The following is a 19801-nucleotide window of genomic DNA, read 5'->3' as shown; positions in this document are numbered from 1 at the left end:
GGTCCATGGACGAGCTGGAGCTGGTGAGACTGCACGAGGACGGGGAGCACCTCGTCCTGCGCGCGACGGGTGGCGCGCAGTTCGTGCTGCCCATCACCGAGGCGCTGCGCGCGGCCGTACGGCGCGACCGCCCGCACCTGGAGCACCTGCGCGCGGAGGGCGAGCGCAACCTCGCCCCGCGCGAGATCCAGGCCCGGCTGCGCGCCGGGGACTCCGTCGAGGCGGTCGCCGAGGCTGCGGGGCTCGGGGTCGAGCACGTGCGCCGGTTCGCCGGCCCGGTCGTCGCCGAGCAGGAGTACGTCGTCGAGCGCGTGCGCGGGCTGCGCCCGGGGCACGACGAGGACTCCCCGACGGTGGACGAGCTCGTCGCGCAGCGGCTCGCCGCGCGCGACGTCGACGCCGCGGCGGTCGCGTGGAGCGCGGCGCGCGCGCACGGCTCCCCGTGGGTCGTGACGGCGACGTTCGAGGCCGGGACCGGCGAGCGGACGGCCCGCTGGACCTACGACCCGGCGACGCGCGCGCTGCAGGCGCTGGACGACGAGGCCCGCTGGCTCTCCGGGACGGACGCCCCGCGCGACCCGGCACCGGGGGCCGTGGCGGTGTTCGACGTGGACGCGACCGCGCGCGGCGCCCGCGGCCTGCGGGCCGCGCCGCCCGCCGACGACGGGACGGCCGAGCTGCTCGACGACCTGAGCCAACGGCGCGGCGTGCGCCCGCGCAAGGACCCGGCGTCCGCGGGCGACGCCGTCGGGCAGGAGCCGTTCGAGGGCTTCGGTCCGCTCGCCCCGGGGAACCGTGAGCAGGACGAGGACGAGGGCGGGTTCTCCGGCGGCCTGCCCGCGGGCGCGACCGTGGTGCACCTGCCGACGATCCGGCCCCCGCAGGGCCTGGTCGCCGCCGCCGACGCGTCCGAGGACGGCCCCGACGAGCCCGGGCGCCCGCAGACCGCGCCGTCCGGGGAGGCGGGCGCGGACGACGACGCCCCGTCGGCGTCCGACGCCGACGGCGCCTCGAGCACGACGCGGCCCCCGGCCGCGCGCGAGCCCCGCAAGGGCAAGAACCGGTCGCGCGCGAAGGTCCCGAGCTGGGACGAGATCGTGTTCGGGGCCCGCCCCGAGTGATGCCGGCGGCGCGTCAGCGCGGCAGGTCGAGCGGCAGGCCGTCCTCCGTCGCGTGCCGGCGCGCGACCACCGTCGTCATGCGTCGCATGTGGTGGCGCCGGCAGAGCACCTCGTAGCCGATCTCCCCCGAGCCGGCCCGGACGTCCCCGACGACGACCTGGTCGCCCTCGACGACCATGCGCCCGTCCACCGTGCGCGCGTTGTGCGTGGCGCGCCGCCCGCACCAGCACAGCGACTCGACCTGGAGGACCTCGACCCGGTCCGCGAGCTCGATGAGGCGTGCGGAGCCCGGGAACAGGCGCGTGCGGAAGTCGGCCGTGATGCCGAACGCGAAGACGTCGATCTCCGTCTCGTCGACGAGGCGCGCGAGCTGCTCGACCTGCGCCGGGGAGTAGAACTGCGCCTCGTCGCACACGAGGTAGTCCACGGGCACCGGCTCGGCGGTGACCAGCGACCAGAAGTCGGTGTCGTCGTGGACCTCGCGCGCGACGACCTCGAGCCCGAGGCGCGAGGAGAGCCGGTCGGACCCGGCGCGGTCGTCGCGCGAGAAGATCAGCCCGCGCCGGCCGCGCGCGGCGTGGTTGTGGTCGAGCTGGAGCGCCAGGGTGGACTTGCCGCAGTCCATGGTCCCGGAGAAGAAGACGAGCTCTGCCATCGGCGGTCCTCCGCGAGGTCGGTCGGTGCGTCCGCGCCGGGTGGCTCCGGCGCGACGGGACGCGGTCGGGTCAGGTGGCCGCGACGAGCAGCGGCACGCGCATCTCGCGCTCGGTGAGCGAGCCGTGCACGCCCACGAGCGTGAGCGACGCGGGCGTCTGGGTGCGCGAGTCGACGACGGTCGCCCGCCCCCGCAGCGCGACCATCACGTCGCCGGCGGAGGCGACGGCCTCGGGCCGAGGGTCGGGCCCGAGGAATCCCCGGGCCAGCACCTCGTCCCGCTCCAGCACGAGCGCGTCGTCGCCGAGGACGTCGCGCCAGCGCGCGGCGACGGCCGCCGTCTGGCCGGGCTCGGTGTACACGTGGACGGCGCGCGGCTCGCCGCCGACGAGCTCGACGCCGCGGGCGAGCGCGGGGTCGGTCGCGACGTCGCGGCGCAGCGCCGGGTCGACGTCGACCATGCCGTGGTCCGCGGTGACGAGCACGAGCGTGCCGCGCGGCACCGACCGCACGAGGCGCGCGAGCTCGCGGTCGAGCGCCTCGAGCTCGTCGCCCCACTGCCACGACGCGCTGCCGTGGTGGTGGCCCGCCTTGTCCACCTCGCCCCAGTAGAGGTAGACGAGACCGGGCCGGGACAGCGCGCGGACGGCCGCGTCGACGCGCCCCGCCAGCGGCTCGGCGGCCGCGTACGTGCCGCCCCGCAGCGCGGCGACCGTCATGCCCGACCCGGCGAACCGGGCGGGGCCGGTGGACGTCACCGCGACGCCCGCCCCGGCCAGGCGCGCGAGCACCGGCTCCTCGCGCTGGAGCTCGGCGGGCGCGGGCGCGCCCTCCCACGACACCATGTTGGCGAGGCCGCGCGTCACCGGGTTGCGCTGCGTGTACCCGAGCATGCCCGTGCGGCCCGGCGCGGTGCCCGTGCCGAACGCGCCGATCGCGGCGGCGGTCGTGCTGGGGAACGTCGAGGTGAGGGGCCGCGCGTCGGGCAGGAGCGAGCGCAGGAACGGGGCGTGCCCCGCGCGCTCGGCGAGGTTGACGTGGCCGAGGCCGTCGACCAGCACGACGCACACGCGCTCGGCGCGCGGCAGGTCGAGCGCGCCGCGCGCCGTCTCGCTCGCGAGCCCCGTGGCGGTGGTCAGGCCGACGCCGAGCGCACCCGCGGCGGCGGGCAGGACGGCCGCGAGGCCGCGCGTCCCGTGCTCCGGCGCGAGCAGGCCCGGGGGGAGCGCCGGGTCGGCGACCGGGGCCGGCGCGCCCGCGGGTGCCTCGCTCACCGGGCGCTGTGCCGGGTGGTCGAGCGCGACAGGGCCCGCGCGAAGTCCACCGCGGCACGGACGGCGTCGCGGCCCTCCGCCTCGGCGCTCACGCGGACGACGACGTCGTCGGGCGTGATCTGGCCGGTGAGCCCGTGGTCGGCGTCGCACGCGGGGTCGGGGCAGCCGGCGGGCTCGAGGTCGACGCGCGAGACCGCGCCCCAGCCGAGCGCGAGCGTGACCTCGAGCGGCGCGGCGCCCGCACGGTGCTCGTGCGGCTCGGCCACGACGTGCGTGAGCGAGACGGACCGCACCTCGGACAGGGGCACCGCCTCGGTCGTGGCGGCGGCGGAGGCCGACGGGTTCTCGCTGTCCGCCGGGTGGTCGTCGACGTGCGCCGTGACGAGCCGCGTGGGCGTGAGGACGAGCACCGTGAGGTGGCGGCGCACCTCGGTCGCGTCGAACGTCGTCTCCGGGAGCACGAGGTGCGAGACGATCTCCTCCCCCGCGACCGCGAGGTCGAGGACGTCCGCGACGAGCTCCGGGTAGTAGCCGGCGCGGTGGAGCTGGGTCGTCAGGTCGGTCCAGGCGTTGGAGGTAGCAGAGGGCACCCGCGCATTGTCCCATCCGGCGCCGGGCCGGGGCCACCCGCCGTCGGGGGCCCGGGCAGGTCGCGGCCGGCCCGTCAGCCCGGCAGGGCCCGCCGGAGCGCGTCGGCCCGCTGGGCGTCGGCGAGCGTGACGCGCGCGCTGAGGACCGCGGCCCCGTGCTCCGAGACGACGACGGGGTACAGCTCGAGGCTGCGGACCTCGGGCAGGTCGTCCGCGAGCACGGACACGCGCGCCAGGACGTCCTCGAGCGCGGCCGTGGCCACCACGTGCGTGCCCATGTAGCCGAACAGGCGCGGCGCGGCCCGCACCGAGCGGACCATCGCCGCGACGTCGACGTCGGTCAGGGGCGGCACGCCGTACGCGACGTCGCCGAGGAGGTCGACGGCGTCGCCCGCGAGCCCGAACGAGACGACGGGGCCGAAGAGCTGGTCCTCGGTCGAGCGGACCACGCACGCGACCCCGGCGTCGGCCATCGCCTGGACCTCGAACGGCTCGTCCGCGGCGCCCGGCAGCACGGCCGCGAGCGCCTCGCGCATCTGCGCGAAGTCCGTGCGCAGCTCGGTCTCGTTCGCGATGTCCAGCCGCACGCCGCCGAGGTCGGCCCGGTGCCGCAGGCCTGCCGCGGTGCTCTTGAGCACCACGGGCCAGCCGACCTCGCGCGCCGCCTCGACCGCCTCGTCGGCGGTGCGGACCCGGCGCGCGGGCCAGACCCGCACGCCGTAGCACGCGAGCAGCTCCGCCGTCGTCGTCGGGTCGAGGTCGACGGCGTCCTGACCGGCGAGCGCCTCCTCGACGAGCGCGCGCGCCCGCACCGGGTCGACGCCGGCCGGGCGCACGGGCGTGCCGTGGTCGGCCTCGCGCCAGCGCGCGTAGCGCACGACCGCGCCGAGCGCGGCGACGGCGTCCTCCGGCGTCGAGTAGGCGGGGACGCGCACAGGGGCCGCCCCGCTCTGCGCCCCCGGGGCCGGGGCCGAGAGCTCGTCGGTGAGGCCGTGCAGGCCGAGCATGCTCGCCACGGTCGTGCGGCCCGTGCGGGCCGCCGCGTCCGCGACGGCGCGCGAGACGTCCGCGCGCCGGGGCCCGACGACCGGGACCTGCACCACGACGACGACGTCGCACGCGTCGGGCGCGTAGAGCGCGTCGACCGTCGCGGCGAGCTCGTCGGCGGACGCGTCCTCGGGCAGGAAGTCCGAGCGCGCGACGACGAGGCCCGCCGAGGAGGACGCCTCGGCGACGAGCGCGGCGAGCGACGCGGAGCTCGCGAGGATGCCGACGCGGCGTCCGGCCGGGAGCGGCTGGTGCGCGAGCAGCTGGGCGATGTCGATCATGTGGTGCGTGTTATCGGCCCGGATGACGCCGGACTGCCGCAGCATCTCCTCGAGCGTCCGCCGCGGCGCGCGCGTCGAGCGGACCGCGTGCCCCGGCGGCACGACGTGCCCCGAGCGCCCCGCCGTCACCACGACGACGGGCTTGACCGACGCGAGGCGGCGCGCGATGCGCGAGAACTTGCGCGGGTTGCCGATGGACTCGAGGTAGAGGCACACGACCTGCGTCGCGGCGTCGTCCTGCCAGTACTGCATGAGGTCGTTGCCCGAGACGTCGGCGCGGTGCCCGGCGGACAGGAACGACGACACGCCCAGGCCGCGCCGCGCCGTCGTCGCGAGGAGCGTCACGGCCATGGGCGCGGACTGGCTGAACAGGCCCACCACGCCGGGGGCCGGCAGGTCGTGGGCGAGGGTCGCGGCGAGGGCGGGGCGGTCGGGCGCGTCGCCCGTGCGCAGCAGCCCGTAGCTCGCGGGCCCGACGACGCGCAGGCCCGCCGTGTGCGCGACGCGCAGGAGCTCGCGCTGCAGCGCGAGCCCGTCCGGACCCGTCTCGGCGAAGCCGGCCGACAGCACGACGACGCCACGTACCTCGAGGCGCGCGAGCCGGCGGACGGCGTCGATCGCCGCGGGCGGGGGCAGCGCGACGACGGCGAGGTCGACGGGACCGGGCACGTCGGCGAGGGTCGCGGACCACCGCTCCTCCCCCGGGCCGCGCGCGGCCCCCACGACGTGGACCGTCACGTCGCTGCGCTCGAGCGCGGCGAGCGCGCGCTGCGCGAGCAGGCGGTCGAGGGCCTCGCCGTCGTGCTCCGCGCGCGCGTCGGCCGGGGCGTCGGGGCCCACGAGCACGACGCTCGTGGCGCCCAGCAGCCCCTGCATGCTCCGGGCCTCCGCGCGGTGCTCGCGGTCGGCCATGACGGCCCGCGACCGCTCCGTGGGGTCGAGGTCGACGCTGACCTGGACGAAGCCGTCGTCCATCTGCTGGCGCACGTCGTACCCCGCCTCGCGGAACACCGCGAGCATCTTGCCGTTCTGGGGCAGCACCTCGGCCGTGAAGCGGCGCACGCCGCGCTCGCGCGCCGCCGCGGCGACGTGCTCCAGCAGCACGGAGCCCAGGCCCCGGCCCTGCGCGGAGTCCGCGATGTTGAAGGCGACCTCCGCCTCGGCGGGGCCGGTGCGGTCGAACCGTGCGACGCCGATGATGTCCTCGCCGCCGTCCCCGGGGGCGCCGTCGCGCGGGCGCACCGCGACGAGCGCGACGCGGTCCACGTGGTCGACGCGCGTGAAGCGCTCGAGGTCGCGCTCGGACAGCCGTTCCATGGGCGCGAAGAACCGCAGGTAGGTGGAGCGCTCGGACTGGCCGACGTGAAAGCGCTGGAGCGCGTCGGCGTCCTCGGGGCGGATGGGCCGCACGTGCGTGGTGGTCCCGTCGCGCAGCACGACGTCGGCCTCCCACTCCACCGGGTACCGGTCCGGGTCCCGCCCCGGCGCGCCGTCGTCCACGACCCCAGGCTATGCGGTCGCGCGCGCGGTGCGCCTGCGCCACCCCGGCCCGCGCCGGGAGGACAATGGTCCCGGCAGGCAGTCCCGGCACGTGCCACGGCAGGCGCCGTGGCACGGCGTGTCGGACGCGTGGCGTACCCTCGCGTGCGGCACGCAACCGCAGCACCCCGGCCGGCCCAGCACCGGCCACGACGGCACAGACCCCGCGCCACCGCGGCGCACCGAACGGCAGGAGCCCGCAGGCCCATGGCGCGCAAGTCCTCGACCCCCTCGATCGACCCGGCCGAGGTGAACGAGAAGATCGTCGACGTCGACGTCCAGGCGGAGATGGAGACGTCGTTCCTCGAGTACGCCTACTCCGTCATCTACTCGCGCGCACTGCCCGACGCGCGGGACGGCCTCAAGCCCGTCCAGCGCCGCATCCTCTACATGATGGCCGACATGGGGCTGCGCCCCGACCGCGCCCACGTGAAGTCGGCGCGCGTCGTCGGCGAGGTCATGGGCAAGCTGCACCCGCACGGCGACGCCGCGATCTACGACGCGCTCGTGCGCCTCTCCCAGGACTTCTCGCTCCGGCTGCCGCTGGTCGACGGGCACGGTAACTTCGGCACGCTCGACGACGGCCCCGCCGCCTCCCGGTACACCGAGGCGCGTCTCGCGCCGCCGTCGCTCGCGATGACGGCAGGGCTCGACGAGGACGTCGTCGACTTCGTGCCGAACTACGACAACAAGCTCCAGCAGCCCGAGGTCCTGCCCGCCGCGATCCCCAACCTGCTGGTCAACGGCGCGTCGGGCATCGCGGTCGGCATGGCGACGAACATGGCGCCGCACAACCTCGTCGAGGTCGTCGCCGCGGCACGCCACCTCGTCGCGCACCCGGATGCCGACCTCGAGGCGCTCATGCGGTTCGTGCCCGGCCCGGACCTGCCGACGGGCGGCAAGATCGTCGGCCTCGACGGCGTCCGCGACGCCTACCGCACGGGCCGCGGGACGTTCCGCACGCGCGCCACGGCACGCGTCGAGAACCTCACGCCGCGCCGCAAGGGCATCGTCATCACCGAGCTGCCCTACCTCGTCGGCCCGGAGAAGGTGATCGAGAAGATCGCCGAGGGCGTCAAGACGAAGAAGATCCAGGGCATCACGGCCGCGACCGACCTCACGGACCGCGAGCACGGGCTGCGCATCGTCGTCGAGGTCAAGACCGGCTTCAACCCCGAGGCGGTGCTGGAGCAGCTCTACAAGTTCACGCCGCTCGAGGACTCGTTCGGCATGAACAACGTCGCGCTCGTCGACGGCCAGCCGCGCACGCTCGGCCTGCGCGAGATGCTCACGGTGTGGGTGAACCACCGGATCGACGTGGTCCGCCGTCGCTCGGCCTACCGCCTGCGCAAGCGGTCCGAGCGCCTCCACCTCGTGGACGGCCTTCTCATCGCGATCGTCGACATCGACGAGGTGATCCAGGTGATCCGCTCGTCCGACGACACGGCGACCGCCCGCGGGCGCCTGCAGACGGTGTTCGACCTGTCCGAGCCGCAGGCGGAGTACATCCTCGAGCTCCAGCTGCGCCGCCTCACCAAGTTCTCGCGCATCGAGCTCGAGAAGGAGCAGGAGACGCTGCGCCGCGAGATCGAGGAGCTCCAGGAGATCCTCGGCAGCGACGCACGGCTGCGCGCCGTGGTGTCGGGCGAGATGGCCGACGTCGCGAAGACGTACGGCACCCCGCGCCGCACGATCCTGCTGGAGTCCGCGGGCGCGGCGCCGACGACGACCGCGGCCGTCCCGCTCGAGGTCGCCGACACCACGTGCTGGGCGCTGTTCTCCGCGACCGGGCTCCTCGCGCGCACGAGCGACGAGACGGAGCCCGCGCGCTCGGGGCCGCGCGCCGCGCACGACGTGCTGCGCGCCGCCGTCCGCACGACCGCGCGCGGCGAGGTCGGCCTCGTCACGAGCCGGGGCCGCATGCTGCGCGTGTCCGTGCTCGACCTGCCCGCCCTCCCGCCGACGGACAACGCGCCGAGCCTGTCGGGCGGCGTCCCGCTCAGCGAGGTCGTCGCGCTCGAGCCGGGCGAGGACGCGGTGACCATCGCGTCGCTCGACCCCGACGCTCCCCCGCTCGCGCTCGGCACCGCGCAGGGCGTCGTCAAGCGTGTCACGCCGGGCGACGTCCCGGGCAACCGCGACGAGTGGGAGGTCATCGGGCTCAAGGACGGCGACACCGTCGTGGGCGCGGCGCCCGCGACGGACGCCGACGAGCTCGTGTTCGTCTCCAGCGACGCGTCCCTGCTGCACTTCGACGCGTCGGCCGTGCGGCCCCAGGGCCGCCCGGCCGGCGGCATGGCCGGCATCCGGCTCGCCGACGGCCAGCGGGTCGCGTTCTTCGGCGTCGTCTCGGCCGACGTGCGCGACCTCGGCGTCGTCGTCACCGTCGCCGGGTCGTCCGACGCGCTCCCCGGGACCCAGACCGGCGCCGGCAAGGTGACCCCGTACGAGCTCTACCCCGGCAAGGGCCGCGGGACCGGCGGCGTCCGCGCGCACCGGTTCCTCAAGGGCGAGGACGCGCTCATCCTCGCGTGGGTCGGGCAGGGTCCGGCGCGCGCGACGGGGTCGGGCGGGCAGTCGGTCGACCTGCCCCCGGTCGACCAGCGCCGCGACGGGTCGGGCACGCCGCTCGCGTCCCCGGTCACGGCCGTCGGGTAGAGCTCGACCCTCGCGCCCGGTCCGCGTCGTGCGCCGGGCGGGATGCCCCGCGCGCGCCCGCCCTTGCGAGTGCACGGGATCGGGGCAGGCTCGAGGTGTGGCAGAGAACGAAGGGGGCGGCGTCCGCACGCCCTCGGACGTGGACGGGGCCGCGGGCCCCGTCGACTACCACGCCGTCTTCTCGGTCCTCACGGCGCCCAAGGCGGTCCTCGCGCCCGACCTGACCATCCTCGACGCCAACGAGTCCCTCCTGCGTACCATCGGCGCGCCCGCGAGCGCCGTCGTCGGGCGCCACTACCTGGACGTCTTCCCCGTCCAGGGGCCGGACGGGAGTGCCGTCGACCGGGTCGTGCTGTCGCTCGAGCGCGTCGCGCGGACGGGACGTCTCGAGATGATCGGCCCGCACCGGTACGACTTGCGCGGTCCCGGCGGCGGGTGGTCCGAGCGCTGGTGGCTCACGACGAACCTCCCCGTGCTCGACGCCGCGGGCCGGGTCACGGCCGTCGTCCACCGCGCGGAGGACGTGACGTCCGTCGTGCAGGCCGGCGGGACGACGGCGCCCGAGCCCCCGTCCGGCCCCGCGGACCCCACCGCGCTCTCGGTCGTCGACCAGGCCCTCCTGCTCGGGTCGTCCGTCGACCGGTACGCGGACGTGATCACGCGCGAGCGCAGCGCGTCGCTCGCCCTCCAGGACTCCGTGCTCACGCCTCCCCCGCGCATCCCCGGCCTGATGATCGACGTGCGGTACCGGCCGGCGGTGCCGGAGGTCCACGTCGGCGGCGACTGGTACGACGCGTTCGTCCACCCCGACGGCGAGGCGACCGTCGTCGTGGGCGACGTGACGGGGCACGACGTCGCCGCCGCCGCCCACATGGCCCACCTGCGCGGCGTGCTGCGCTCGGTCGCGTTCGCGACGGACGCCGGGCCAGCCGAGGCGCTCGACGCCGCCGAGCGCACCGCGGAAGGGCTCGGGCTCCAGGCGCTGTCCACCGTCGCCGTCGCGCGCATCGGCACCCCTGGCCTGACGGGGCGGCGCGCCGTGTGCTGGGCGAGCGCCGGGCACGTCCCGCCCGTCGTGCGTCGCGCCGACGGGACCGCGCACCTGCTCACCGCACGCCCCTCGCCGATGCTCGGCGTCGGGCTCGGCGGCCCGCGCGCCGAGCACGAGACGTCGCTCGACCCGGGCGACACGCTCCTGCTCTACACCGACGGGCTCGTCGAGCGGCGGGACCGGTCATTGCGGGACGTGCTCGACGAGCTGCCGGCCCGCGTCGAGGCGCTCGGCGCTGTGCCGCCCGACGCGCTCCTCGACGCCCTCCTCGCCGAGCTCGTGCCGCTCGGCTCCCAGGACGACGTCGCGCTCGTCATGGTGCACGTCGACGACGAGCGCACGGCCGCGGGCGCCTAACCAGGTACTGCCAGAACCCTGCTGGAGCGGGACTCCCTCAGGCCCCGGGGTGCGGTGTCGAATGGTGAGCGCACCCCACAGCGAGGAGAGCTCCATGAAGGCCACCATCATCTACGGCGCGGGCGACGTCCGGGTCGAGACCCGTCCCGACCCGACGATCCTCGAGCCGACCGACGCGATCGTCCGCGCGGTGCGCGCGTGCGTCTGCGGCTCGGACCTGCACCCCTACCGCTCGATGGGACGCAGCGACGAGGGCGTCCCGATCGGCCACGAGCTCCTCGGCGTCGTGGAGGAGACCGGGTCCGCCGTCGCGACGGTCCGTCCGGGTGACCTGGTGATCGCGCCGTTCGCCTGGTCGGACAACACGTGCGCCGTGTGCCGCGACGGGTTTCAGACCGCGTGCCCCCACGGGGGCTTCTACGGCAACCCCGGCGACGTCGGCGGCCAGCAGGCCGAGCTCGCGCGCATCCCGCTCGCGGACGGCAGCCTCGTCGCCGTGCCGGACGTCGACGAGACGAGCCCTCTGCTGCCGTCCCTGCTCACGCTCTCGGACGTCTACCTCACGGGCTACCACGCCGCGCACATGGCGCGCGTGTCGCCGGGCCAGACCGTCACCGTCGTCGGCGACGGCGCGGTCGGGCTGTCCGCCGTGCTCGCCGCACGCCTCATGGGCGCCGAGCGCATCATCCTCATGGGCCGTCACGAGGCCCGGACCGACCTGGGGCGCGAGTGGGGCGCGACCGACGTCGTCGCCGAGCGCGGCGCCGAGGGCGTGCAGCGGGTCCTCGACCTCACGGACGGCCTGGGCAGCCACGTCGTCGTGGAGGCCGTCGGGCACCTGCCCGCCTACGAGCAGTCCTACGGCGTCGTGCGCGCGGGTGGCGTGATCAGTCGCGTCGGCGTGCCGCAGTACGACGACGCCCCCGTCGGCTTCGCCTCGCTGTTCGGCCGCAACATCACGCTCACCGGCGGGCCCGCCCCCGTCCGCGCGTACCTCGAGGACGCGATCCCGCAGGTGCTGAGCGGCGCGATCGACCCCGGCCGCGTGTTCGACCAGGCCGTCGCGCTCGACGACATCGCCGAGGGCTACGCCGCGATGGACCGCCGCGAGTCCCTCAAGACGATCGTCACGTTCTGACCGGCGGGACGCTCGGACCGGAGCCGCGCCGCGTGGACGGGTGCACCGCTCGCGCGTCGCGCCGTCGTCCCGCACTACCGTGAAGGACGTGGAGGCCATGGACAACCGTTCCGAGGTGCGCGAGTTCCTCATGAGCCGCCGCGCCCGGGTGACGCCCGAGCAGGCGGGCATCGAGACGTACGGCGGCCGTCGGCGCGTCGACGGGCTGCGCCGCGACGAGGTCGCCCGCCTCGCCGGGGTGAGCGTCGACTACTACACGCGGCTCGAGCGGGGGAACCTGCGGGGCGTGTCCGACGCCGTGCTCGAGTCCGTCGCGCGGGCCCTCCTCCTCGACGCGGCCGAGCGCGAGCACCTGCTCGACCTCGCGCGCACCGCCAACCCCGTCGGCGCACGCCCGCCGCGCGGCCACGGCGACACGCCGGTGCGCCCGGAGCTGCAGTACCTGCTCGACGCGATCACCACCGCGCCGGCGTTCATCCAGAACAACCGCATGGACCTCGTCGCCGCCAACGCGCTCGGGTCCGCGATGTACGCGCCCATGATCGCGGGCTCCGCGGGACCGGCGAACTTCTCGCGCCACATCTTCCTCGACCCCGCGTCCCACGACTTCTACCCCGACTGGGACCGGGCGGCCTGGACGAACGTCACGATCCTGCGCCGCGAGGCGGGCCGCCGCCCGACAAGCGGCTCCAGGCCCTCGTCGGCGAGCTGTCGACGCGCAGCGAGCGGTTCCGCGAGTTGTGGGCGTCCCACGACGTGCGGCGGCACTACGCCGGGCAGAAGACGTTCCGGCACCCCGTCGTGGGGGACCTCGAGCTGCACTACCAGACGCTCGAGCTCCACGGCGACCCCGGGCTCGGCATGACCGTGTACACCGCGACGCCGGGCTCCCCGACGGAGGAGTCGCTGCGCCTGCTCGCGTCATGGGCGGCCACCGCGGCCTCGACCACCGCGACCTTCACCGACTGAGAGGAACCCATGGACCTGGACGACCTGCTGGCCGAGCTCGACGCCGGGCGGACGATCCCTGGCGGCTCGCCGCTGCACGCCGTCATGCACCGCACGAGCCAGGAGGCGCTGCGCATCGCCGGTGAGCTCAACGGCGCATACCGCTCGCCCGAACGGGTCCGCGAGCTCCTCGCGGAGCTGACGGGCAAGCCCGTGCACGAGTCCGTGAACCTCTTCCCGCCCTTCACCGCCGACTTCGGCAAGAACATCACCCTGGGGCGTGACGTGTTCGTCAACTCCGGCTGCCGGTTCCAGGACCAGGGCGGCATCGTCGTCGGGGACGGGTGCCTCATCGGGCACAACGCCGTCCTCACGACCCTCAACCACGACCTCGACCCGGCCCGCCGCGCCGACATGCACCCGGCGCGCGTCGTCCTCGGCCGCAACGTCTGGCTCGGGGCGAACGTGACCGTCCTCCCGGGCGTGACGATCGGGGACGACGCCGTCGTGGGGGCCGGTTCCGTCGTCACCCGGGACGTGCCGCCGCGCACGGTCGTCGTCGGCTCACCCGCTCGCGTCGTCCGCTCGCTCGACGCCTGAGGCCTCAGTCGCCCTCGAACCGCAGCTCTGACCCGAGCTCCCGACGACACCGTTCGGCGAGCACGACGACCGCGCCCAGGACGACGGCGTCAGGAGGGGACGAGCGGTCCATGAGGATGTGCAGCTCGTCGAGGAGCTGTTCCATCTCGGAGCCGCTGAGCACGACGTCACCGTACGGATCGACCCGCGCGAGCATCGGCAAGCCGCTCGCCGGGAGCAGCCGGGCCAGCACGTCACCGTCGTCGGGCACCACGTCGACAGACGTCGTGGAACGACGCCGGGGACTCGTCCCCTGCTGAACGACCCTCGCGAGCGTCACGTCGACGCCCATGCGGCTCCTCCCTTCTCCGCGACGGGGACCACCGCCGCACGCTCTCGACGGAGCACACCGAGCACGAGCAGCACCTGGCCGACGACGTAGGTGAGCATGACCCAGAAGCCGTGCCCGGGCAGGTCGTACCACGGGGCGAAGGCGTTCAGCGCGATGAGCGCGTCGGACAGGAGGAAGACCGCACCACCGACCGCGGCGAGCCGGTCGACGCCCGTCGCGACCACGGCCATCGTCACGAGGCACACGCCGTAGACGACGACGGGGACGAGCAGCGACCCGGCGTCCGGCGCGCACGCGACGACGAGGGCGAGCAACGCGAGGCCGTACGGCACGAGCGCGAGCGGGCGGCGCAGGACGGAGCCCGCGCGGTAGGGCCAGAACGCGATCGTGTACGTGATCTGGGCGCAGAGGAAGAACCCGACCATGACCAGGAAGGCGGTGTCGCCGTCGGCGAGGTCGGGCGCGGTGTCGCCGAGCCACGAGAAGCCCAGCGCGACGAGCGTGAGCCGGACGAGCCGCGAGCGCCGGCCCGGGCCGTGGGCGGCGTGGCGCCGCGTGGCGAGCCAGAGGCAGCCCGCCAGGACCGGCATGAGGAACCACTGCGACGTGTCGGCGAAGGTCTCGGCACCGAGGAGGTGGGCGGCGAGGTGGACGAGGGTGAGCAGGGCGAGCACGCCCCACGCGACGATCATGGGCGAGGAGACTCCTTCGGTCGTGCACCGGCTTCCTTGCCGGCGGTGGCCGATCCTAGCGCCTGGGACCGGGGCGAATGACCTTGTGGGGCACCCCGGTGCGCGCGAGCATGGGGTGATGACCGAGCCCGTGCGGTGGACCCGCGCAGCCGTCTACCCGGACATGTGGGTGGACCCGGACGAGGACCCGCGCAACACCGACGGCGTGAGCCCGGACGGCGAGCTCGCGACGCTGCTCGACTACACGGCGAGCTACCGGACGACGCTGCTCATGAAGTGCGAGGGACTCGACCCCGAGCAGCTCGCACGGCGCTCCGTGCCGCCGTCGACGATGTCGTTGCTCGGCCTTGTCCGCCATCTCGCGGAGGTCGAGCGGGAGTGGCGCGGGTGGGTCTCCGACGACGACGGCGAGCCGGCGCTGTACGGGGGGCACGACGCGGACTTCGACGGCGCGGTCGCCGACCAGCGCGTGGTCGACGAGGCGTACGCGAACCTGGCGCGCGAGCAGGCCGCGACCGACGCGGTGCTGGCCCGGCACCCGGACCTCGGGGAGCGGCTCGGCGCGGACCGGGTCGCGGTCCGCGAGGTCCTGGTCCACCGGATCGAGGAGTACGCCCGGCACTGCGGGCACGCCGACCTCCTGCGCGAGCGGATCGACGGCAGGACCGGACAGTAGGGCCTCAGCCGACGACGGCCCTGCCGCTCACGTCGTCGCGCCTCCCGCCGTCCCCGGTGTCGAGGTCGCGGCGTCCGCGACGAGGACGCGCCCGTCGCGCACCTCGGCCGCGAAGACCGCCAGGGGTCTGCGGTCCTTGCCCCCGGCGTCGAGCACGTCGCCGGTGTCGACGTCCCAGACCTGCTTGAGCATCGGGGTGGTCACGGTGTCGACGTCGCGCTCCGTGCCGTCGTCGAGCGTGACGCGGTGCGTGCCGACGAGGCCGCGCGACATGACGTTGGCGCCGGAGTAGGGGTCCCGCTGCTGGACGGCTCGCACGGTGCCGTCGGCGAGCCGGAAGACGGCGATCTGGATCCCGCCCAGGAGGGCCCCGACCCCGCGCTCGGGCTCGAGGTCGTCGAGCGCGCAGATGTCGACGAACGTGCTCATCGGATGTCCTCCAGCTCGGCGCGGGCAGCAACGAGCGCGACGTCGCGCGCCGCGCGGGGGTCCGGGTAGGCGACGGCGTCGGTCTCGTCGGCGGGACGGACCTGCCCGCGCTCGGGGACGAACGCGAGGTCGCCGTCGACGGCCTCCGGCGCGTTGACGAACGGCGTGAACTTGCGCAGCTTGGCCGGGTCCGCGAGCGTCGCGCTCCACTCGTCCTCGTAGTCGCGCACGTGCTCGGCCATCGCGGCCTCGAGCTCGTCGGCGATCCCCAGCGAGTCCTCGACGACGACGCGGCGCAGCTCCTCGAGCCCGCCCGCGCGCTCCGCGACCCAGGGCGCCGTGCGCTGGAGACGGTCGGCCTCCTGGACGTAGAGCATGAGGAACCGGTCGACGTAGCGGACCAGGGTCTCGTCGTCGAGGTCCTCGGCGAGGAGCTGGGCGTGGGCCGGCTGGGCTCCGCCGTTCCCGCCGACGTAGAGGTTCCACCCCTTGTGGGTCGCGATGATGCCGACGTCCTTGCCACGAGCCTCGGCGCACTCGCGCGCGCACCCGGAGACGCCGAACTTGATCTTGTGCGGCGAGCGCAGGCCGCGGTAGCGCAGCTCGAGCCGCACCGCCATGGCCGACGAGTCCTGCACGCCGAACCGGCACCACGTACGCCCGACGCACGTCTTCACGGTGCGCAGCGACTTCCCGTACGCGTGCCCGGACTCGAAACCCACGGCCGTCAGGCGCCGCCAGATCTCCGGGAGCTGGTCGAGGCGCGCGCCGAACATCGCGAGCCGCTGGCCGCCGGTGACACGCACGTAGAGCCCGAAGTCGTCGGCGACCTTCGCGAACTCCAGGAGCTGGTCCGCACGCACCTCGCCCCCGGGCATCCGCGGGATCACCGAGTAGGTGCCGTTCTTCTGCAGGTTCGCCATGACGTGGTCGTTGGTGTCCTGGAGCGCGGCCTGCTCGCCCTCGAGGACGTGCCCGCGGCGCAGCGTCGAGAGGATCGACGCGACGGTCGGGCGGCAGACCGCGCAGCCGCGGCCCGTCCCGTGCGCCGCGACGATCTCGGAGAACGTGCGCAGCCCTTCCTCCCGCACGATCCGGTACAGGGTCGCCCGGGACATCGCGAAGTGCTCGCACAGCGCGTCCGAGACGGTGACCCCTGCCCGGGACAGCTCGCCGTTCAGCAGCTTGGTGAGCGCCGGGACGCACGACCCGCACACCGTGCCCGCCGTCGTGCAGTCCTTGACCTGCCCGATCGTCCGGCAGCCGTGCTCGGTCACCGCGGCCCGGACCGTCCCCGCGTCGACGTTGTTGCACGAGCACACGACGGCCTCGTCGGGCAGCTCGGTCTCGGCCAGGCCCTCGCCGTCGGGCGCGATCACGGCCGCGGGGTCGGCGCCGAGCGGGCGGCCCAGGAGCGGACGCAGCGCCGAGTAGAGCTCGATGTCGCCGACGAACACGCCGCCCAGCAGCGTCGTCGCGTCGTCCGAGAGCACGAGCTTGCGGTACCGGCGGTGGATCGGGTCGACGAACGAGACCTCGAGCGCGCCCGCGCTCACCGCGTTGACGTCGCCGAACGACGCCGCCTCGACGCCCACGCCCTTGAGCTTGGTGCCGTCGTCGGTGCGCCGGTGCACGCGCTCGCCGCCGAGGAAGCGGTCGACGACGACGTCGGCCATGTCGTTCCCGGGCGCGACCAGGCCCGCGCACGCGCCGTCGACCGACGCGCACTCGCCGATCGCCCACACGCCCGGGTCGGAGGTCTGGCACGCCTCGCCGACGACGACGCCGCCGCGTTCGCCGATCGCCAGGCCCGCCTCGCGCGCCACCCTGTCGCGCGGACGGATGCCCACGGAGAAGACGACGACGTCCGTCGCCAGCTCAGAGCCGTCCGTGAGCTCGACCGAGCCCACGGACCCGTCGCCCGCAGGCAGGAACCGGTGCGCGCCCGCACCGGTGCGGACCGTGACGCCGAGGTCCTCGATGAGCAGGCGCAGCATCTCGCCGCCGCCCTGGTCGAGTTGGACGCTCATGAGCCGGTCGGCGAACTCCACGACCGTGGCCTCCGCGCCGAGCCGCTGGAGCGCCGCCGCCGCCTCGAGGCCCAGCACGCCACCGCCGACGACGACGCCGCGCACCGCCCGCCCCAGCGCCCGCTCGCGCAGGCGCACCCACTCGGCGAGCCGCTCGACGTCGTCCAGCGTGCGGTAGGTGAACAGTCCCGGCAGGTCCGTGCCCTCCGCGCGCGGCGTCCACGCCCACGAGCCCGTCGCGAGCACCGCGCGGTCGTAGTGGACCTGACGCCCCGACCGTGTCGTCACGACGCTCGCCGTGCGGTCGAGCGACGCGACCGCGTCCCCGGTGACGAGCGTGACGCGCGGGTCGTCCCACACCGCGCGGTCCAGGGTGAGGGCGTCCACGTCGCGGGCGTCGAACCACTCGGACAGGTGCACGCGGTCGTACGGCTCGTGCGGCTCGTCGCCGATCACAGTGACGGACCAGGGGCCCTCGGGGTCGCGGGAGCGCAGGCCCGCGACGAGGCGGTGGGCCGTCATACCGGCGCCGACGACGACGATCCGGTCGCCGTCCAGAGGGCCGTCGTGGGGCGAGGGCTGAGAGAGGGAGGCCACGGGGAGCACTTTCGAGAGGCGGGGCTGCGTCGAGGCACCGACCCGGGTGCGACCGGTGCCTGCCCCGACCCTAGGCGACGCGGTCCGACCACAGCCGCCCTCGGGGACCAAGGTCCTCGGTTCCCACGGCGAAAGCCACCCGCCCGGCCATGCGTGCGGTGGCGACGGCACGACGCCGCGTCCCCTCCGGGGCGCGGCGTCGTGCCGCCGAGCGCTCGGCGGCGCGTCAGGCGTTCGCGAGCTCGCGGGCCTCGTCGGCCAGCTGGTCCTCGTAGCGACGCACGACGCGGCTCACGGTCGACCGCGACGCCGAGACCCGCTGGGCGATCTCGCGCTGGTTGAGGCCCTCGCGCGCGAGCTCGACGATGCGGCGGTCGCGCTCGGCCATCGGGTCCTCACCGAGCGTCGTCCCGGCGTCGTCCGCCGGCGTCGGCTCCACGTCCTGGGGCCGCGGGAGGTCGAAGACCTCGACGCGGCGCGTGTGCCCCGTCACGGCCGGCGGCTCGGGGGCCGACGGCGTCTCCGCCTCCTCGGGGGCGGGCTGCTCCCACGGGAGCGGCCGCGTGCGACCGAAGATCTCCTTGACTCGTGCCTCGAGGTCCGGCAGGGCCTCGAACGCGGGCTCGGCGGCGGGCGCGTCCTCCGCAGTCTCCGCGTCGGTCGCCTCGGCCGTCGCCTCGGCGGCGGGCAGGTCGCGGGTCACCTCGCGCACCGGGAGGTCGGCCGACGGCGCACCGTCCGTCGGGACCTCGTCGCGCAGCGCGGCGTCGGTCGTCACGGCGTCGGTCGTCACGACGTCGACCGGTTCGGGAGTCGGGGAAGTCTCGACCGCGCCGGTGTCGTCGTGGCGCGCGGGCTCCGGCGCGAGCAGCGCCGGGCCGCTCGCCCCGGCGGCCACGGCGGCCACGCCCATGGGCGCCTCGGCGGGCGCGGGAGCCTCGGACACCGCGGCCCCCGCCTTGCCACGCGCGGTGCCGCGCTTCGCGGAGCTCGCCCCGATGAGGTCGAGCCGGTTGCCGTGCCGCTCGGCGGCCTCCAGGCGGTCGACCCAGACCTGCATGCGACGCTCGAAGTCCTCGACCGTCAGCAGCTTGAGCGCGGCGTCCCGGGCGGCGCGTTGCCGCTCGTGCGCGGCGCGGACCTTGCGCAGGTCCGCGGGCGAGCCAGCGCTGTCGGCGCGCGCGTCGCGCCACTGCTCCAGCGCGGACACGTACCCGTGGACGCGCAGCTCACGACGGCGCTCCTCGAGCGTGTGGCCCGTGACCATGTGCCGCTCCCCCACGAGGGCGAGGTGCCACATGAGCGCGGCGACCAGCGGCGGCACGAACCGGAACACCACCATGTACGGGGTGCTCGCCGTCGGGACGGCGATCTCGTGGAGAGCGGCGAACAGGCCCGACGTCCCCGAGAGCACCCACGTGAGCGCGAGGAGCACGCCGTAGGGCCGCCCCTCGAGCGCCGCGTTGCGTGCCATGAGCGCGACGGCGACGAGGCTGATCTCGAGGAAGCCCGCGAGCCCGTACGCCTCGAGCGGCGACATGTGCGCCACCTCGAGACCGAACAGGACCATGCCGCTGTACGCCAGGGCGGTGGCGATCGTCGCCGCGATGACCACCGCCACCATCGGGAGATGCCGGCCGCGATAGCGCACCTGCCGCGGGGAACCGCCCGCGCCGGTCTGGTCCTGCTGTGTCACGTCGTCCTCCGAAAAGTGGTGTGGGCGCACATATCCCAACACTCAGGACGATCCGCGTCAACGTACCGGAAGGGGCGAACCGCGACCGGGCA

At 75.3% G+C, this 19801-nt stretch carries 15 protein-coding genes and 1 pseudogene; 7 read left to right on the top strand and 9 right to left on the bottom strand.

The genetic code is table 11. The features are described from left to right. The first annotated feature begins 5 nt into the window (after nucleotides 1-5). Nucleotides 6-1121, top strand: coding sequence for a septation protein SepH (gene sepH, locus ACI769_RS13260; RefSeq protein ID WP_409141732.1), 1116 nt, complete (start codon nucleotides 6-8; stop codon nucleotides 1119-1121). A gap of 13 nt (nucleotides 1122-1134) precedes the next feature. On the opposite strand, the gene ACI769_RS13255 is transcribed toward sepH, so the two are convergent. From ACI769_RS13255 to ACI769_RS13240, 4 genes are all read right to left on the bottom strand, one after another. Beyond that, nucleotides 1135-1776 (bottom strand): thymidine kinase, encoded by a 642-nt coding sequence (locus ACI769_RS13255; protein WP_085388039.1) that lies wholly within the window; start codon nucleotides 1774-1776, stop codon nucleotides 1135-1137. A gap of 70 nt (nucleotides 1777-1846) precedes the next feature. Further along, entirely contained in the window at nucleotides 1847-3049 is a 1203-nt protein-coding gene (locus tag ACI769_RS13250; protein ID WP_085388040.1) for an alkaline phosphatase family protein, read from the bottom strand. Next, nucleotides 3046-3639 (bottom strand): DUF5998 family protein, encoded by a 594-nt coding sequence (locus tag ACI769_RS13245; RefSeq protein ID WP_043652060.1) that lies wholly within the window; start codon nucleotides 3637-3639, stop codon nucleotides 3046-3048. Before ACI769_RS13245 ends, ACI769_RS13250 begins: the two co-directional genes overlap by 4 nt. Before the next feature lie 74 nt (nucleotides 3640-3713). Next, nucleotides 3714-6467, bottom strand: a complete 2754-nt coding sequence (locus tag ACI769_RS13240) for a GNAT family N-acetyltransferase (RefSeq protein WP_409141731.1) — start codon at nucleotides 6465-6467, stop codon at nucleotides 3714-3716. Between the two features lie 246 nt (nucleotides 6468-6713). Here ACI769_RS13240 and ACI769_RS13235 point away from each other — a divergent pair, with 246 nt between their 5' ends. The 5 genes and pseudogenes from ACI769_RS13235 (at nucleotide 6714) to ACI769_RS13215 (ending at nucleotide 13258) form a co-directional block, all read left to right on the top strand. Then, nucleotides 6714-9164, top strand: a complete 2451-nt coding sequence (locus ACI769_RS13235; protein WP_409141730.1) for a DNA topoisomerase (ATP-hydrolyzing) subunit A — start codon at nucleotides 6714-6716, stop codon at nucleotides 9162-9164. A gap of 97 nt (nucleotides 9165-9261) precedes the next feature. Continuing rightward, a complete protein-coding gene (locus tag ACI769_RS13230; RefSeq protein WP_391515850.1) occupies nucleotides 9262-10572 on the top strand; it encodes a PP2C family protein-serine/threonine phosphatase in 1311 nt (436 codons plus the stop codon). 94 nt (nucleotides 10573-10666) lie between these two features. Then, complete coding sequence (locus ACI769_RS13225) at nucleotides 10667-11710, top strand: zinc-binding dehydrogenase (protein WP_194216269.1); 1044 nt, start codon at nucleotides 10667-10669, stop codon at nucleotides 11708-11710. Between the two features lie 97 nt (nucleotides 11711-11807). Beyond that, a pseudogene (locus ACI769_RS13220) lies at nucleotides 11808-12679 on the top strand (helix-turn-helix transcriptional regulator). 9 nt (nucleotides 12680-12688) lie between these two features. Then, the gene (locus tag ACI769_RS13215) at nucleotides 12689-13258 is read left to right on the top strand and encodes a DapH/DapD/GlmU-related protein (RefSeq protein WP_085388045.1); all 570 of its coding nucleotides are present in this window, start codon (nucleotides 12689-12691) and stop codon (nucleotides 13256-13258) included. 4 nt (nucleotides 13259-13262) lie between these two features. Here ACI769_RS13215 and ACI769_RS13210 read toward each other — a convergent pair whose 3' ends face one another. Next, nucleotides 13263-13511 (bottom strand): hypothetical protein, encoded by a 249-nt coding sequence (locus tag ACI769_RS13210; RefSeq protein ID WP_144723176.1) that lies wholly within the window; start codon nucleotides 13509-13511, stop codon nucleotides 13263-13265. A 62-nt stretch (nucleotides 13512-13573) separates the two neighbouring features. After that, on the bottom strand, nucleotides 13574-14281 hold the full coding sequence (locus ACI769_RS13205; protein ID WP_409141729.1) for a lysoplasmalogenase: 708 nt from the start codon (nucleotides 14279-14281) through the stop codon (nucleotides 13574-13576). 118 nt (nucleotides 14282-14399) lie between these two features. Between ACI769_RS13205 and ACI769_RS13200 the strand changes: the two genes are divergently transcribed. After that, on the top strand, nucleotides 14400-14957 hold the full coding sequence (locus tag ACI769_RS13200) for a DinB family protein (protein ID WP_034656065.1): 558 nt from the start codon (nucleotides 14400-14402) through the stop codon (nucleotides 14955-14957). 27 nt (nucleotides 14958-14984) lie between these two features. Here the strand turns inward: ACI769_RS13200 and ACI769_RS13195 are convergent, their stop codons facing one another. The 3 genes from ACI769_RS13195 to ACI769_RS13185 form a co-directional block, all read right to left on the bottom strand. Next, on the bottom strand, nucleotides 14985-15386 hold the full coding sequence (locus ACI769_RS13195) for a nitrite reductase (NAD(P)H) small subunit (RefSeq protein ID WP_085388048.1): 402 nt from the start codon (nucleotides 15384-15386) through the stop codon (nucleotides 14985-14987). Continuing rightward, nucleotides 15383-17938, bottom strand: a complete 2556-nt coding sequence (gene nirB / locus ACI769_RS13190; protein WP_085388782.1) for a nitrite reductase large subunit NirB — start codon at nucleotides 17936-17938, stop codon at nucleotides 15383-15385. Before nirB ends, ACI769_RS13195 begins: the two co-directional genes overlap by 4 nt. A 301-nt stretch (nucleotides 17939-18239) precedes the next feature. Next, nucleotides 18240-19709, bottom strand: a complete 1470-nt coding sequence (locus ACI769_RS13185) for a helix-turn-helix domain-containing protein (RefSeq protein ID WP_137280413.1) — start codon at nucleotides 19707-19709, stop codon at nucleotides 18240-18242. Between the last annotated feature and the right edge of the window lie 92 nt (nucleotides 19710-19801).

This window comes from Cellulosimicrobium sp. RS (genome assembly GCF_046159675.1).
Classification (GTDB): Bacteria; Actinomycetota; Actinomycetes; order Actinomycetales; family Cellulomonadaceae; genus Cellulosimicrobium; species Cellulosimicrobium funkei.
Note: the sequence above shows the minus strand (reverse complement) of the source record. Positions and strands in the feature narration are given on the sequence as shown.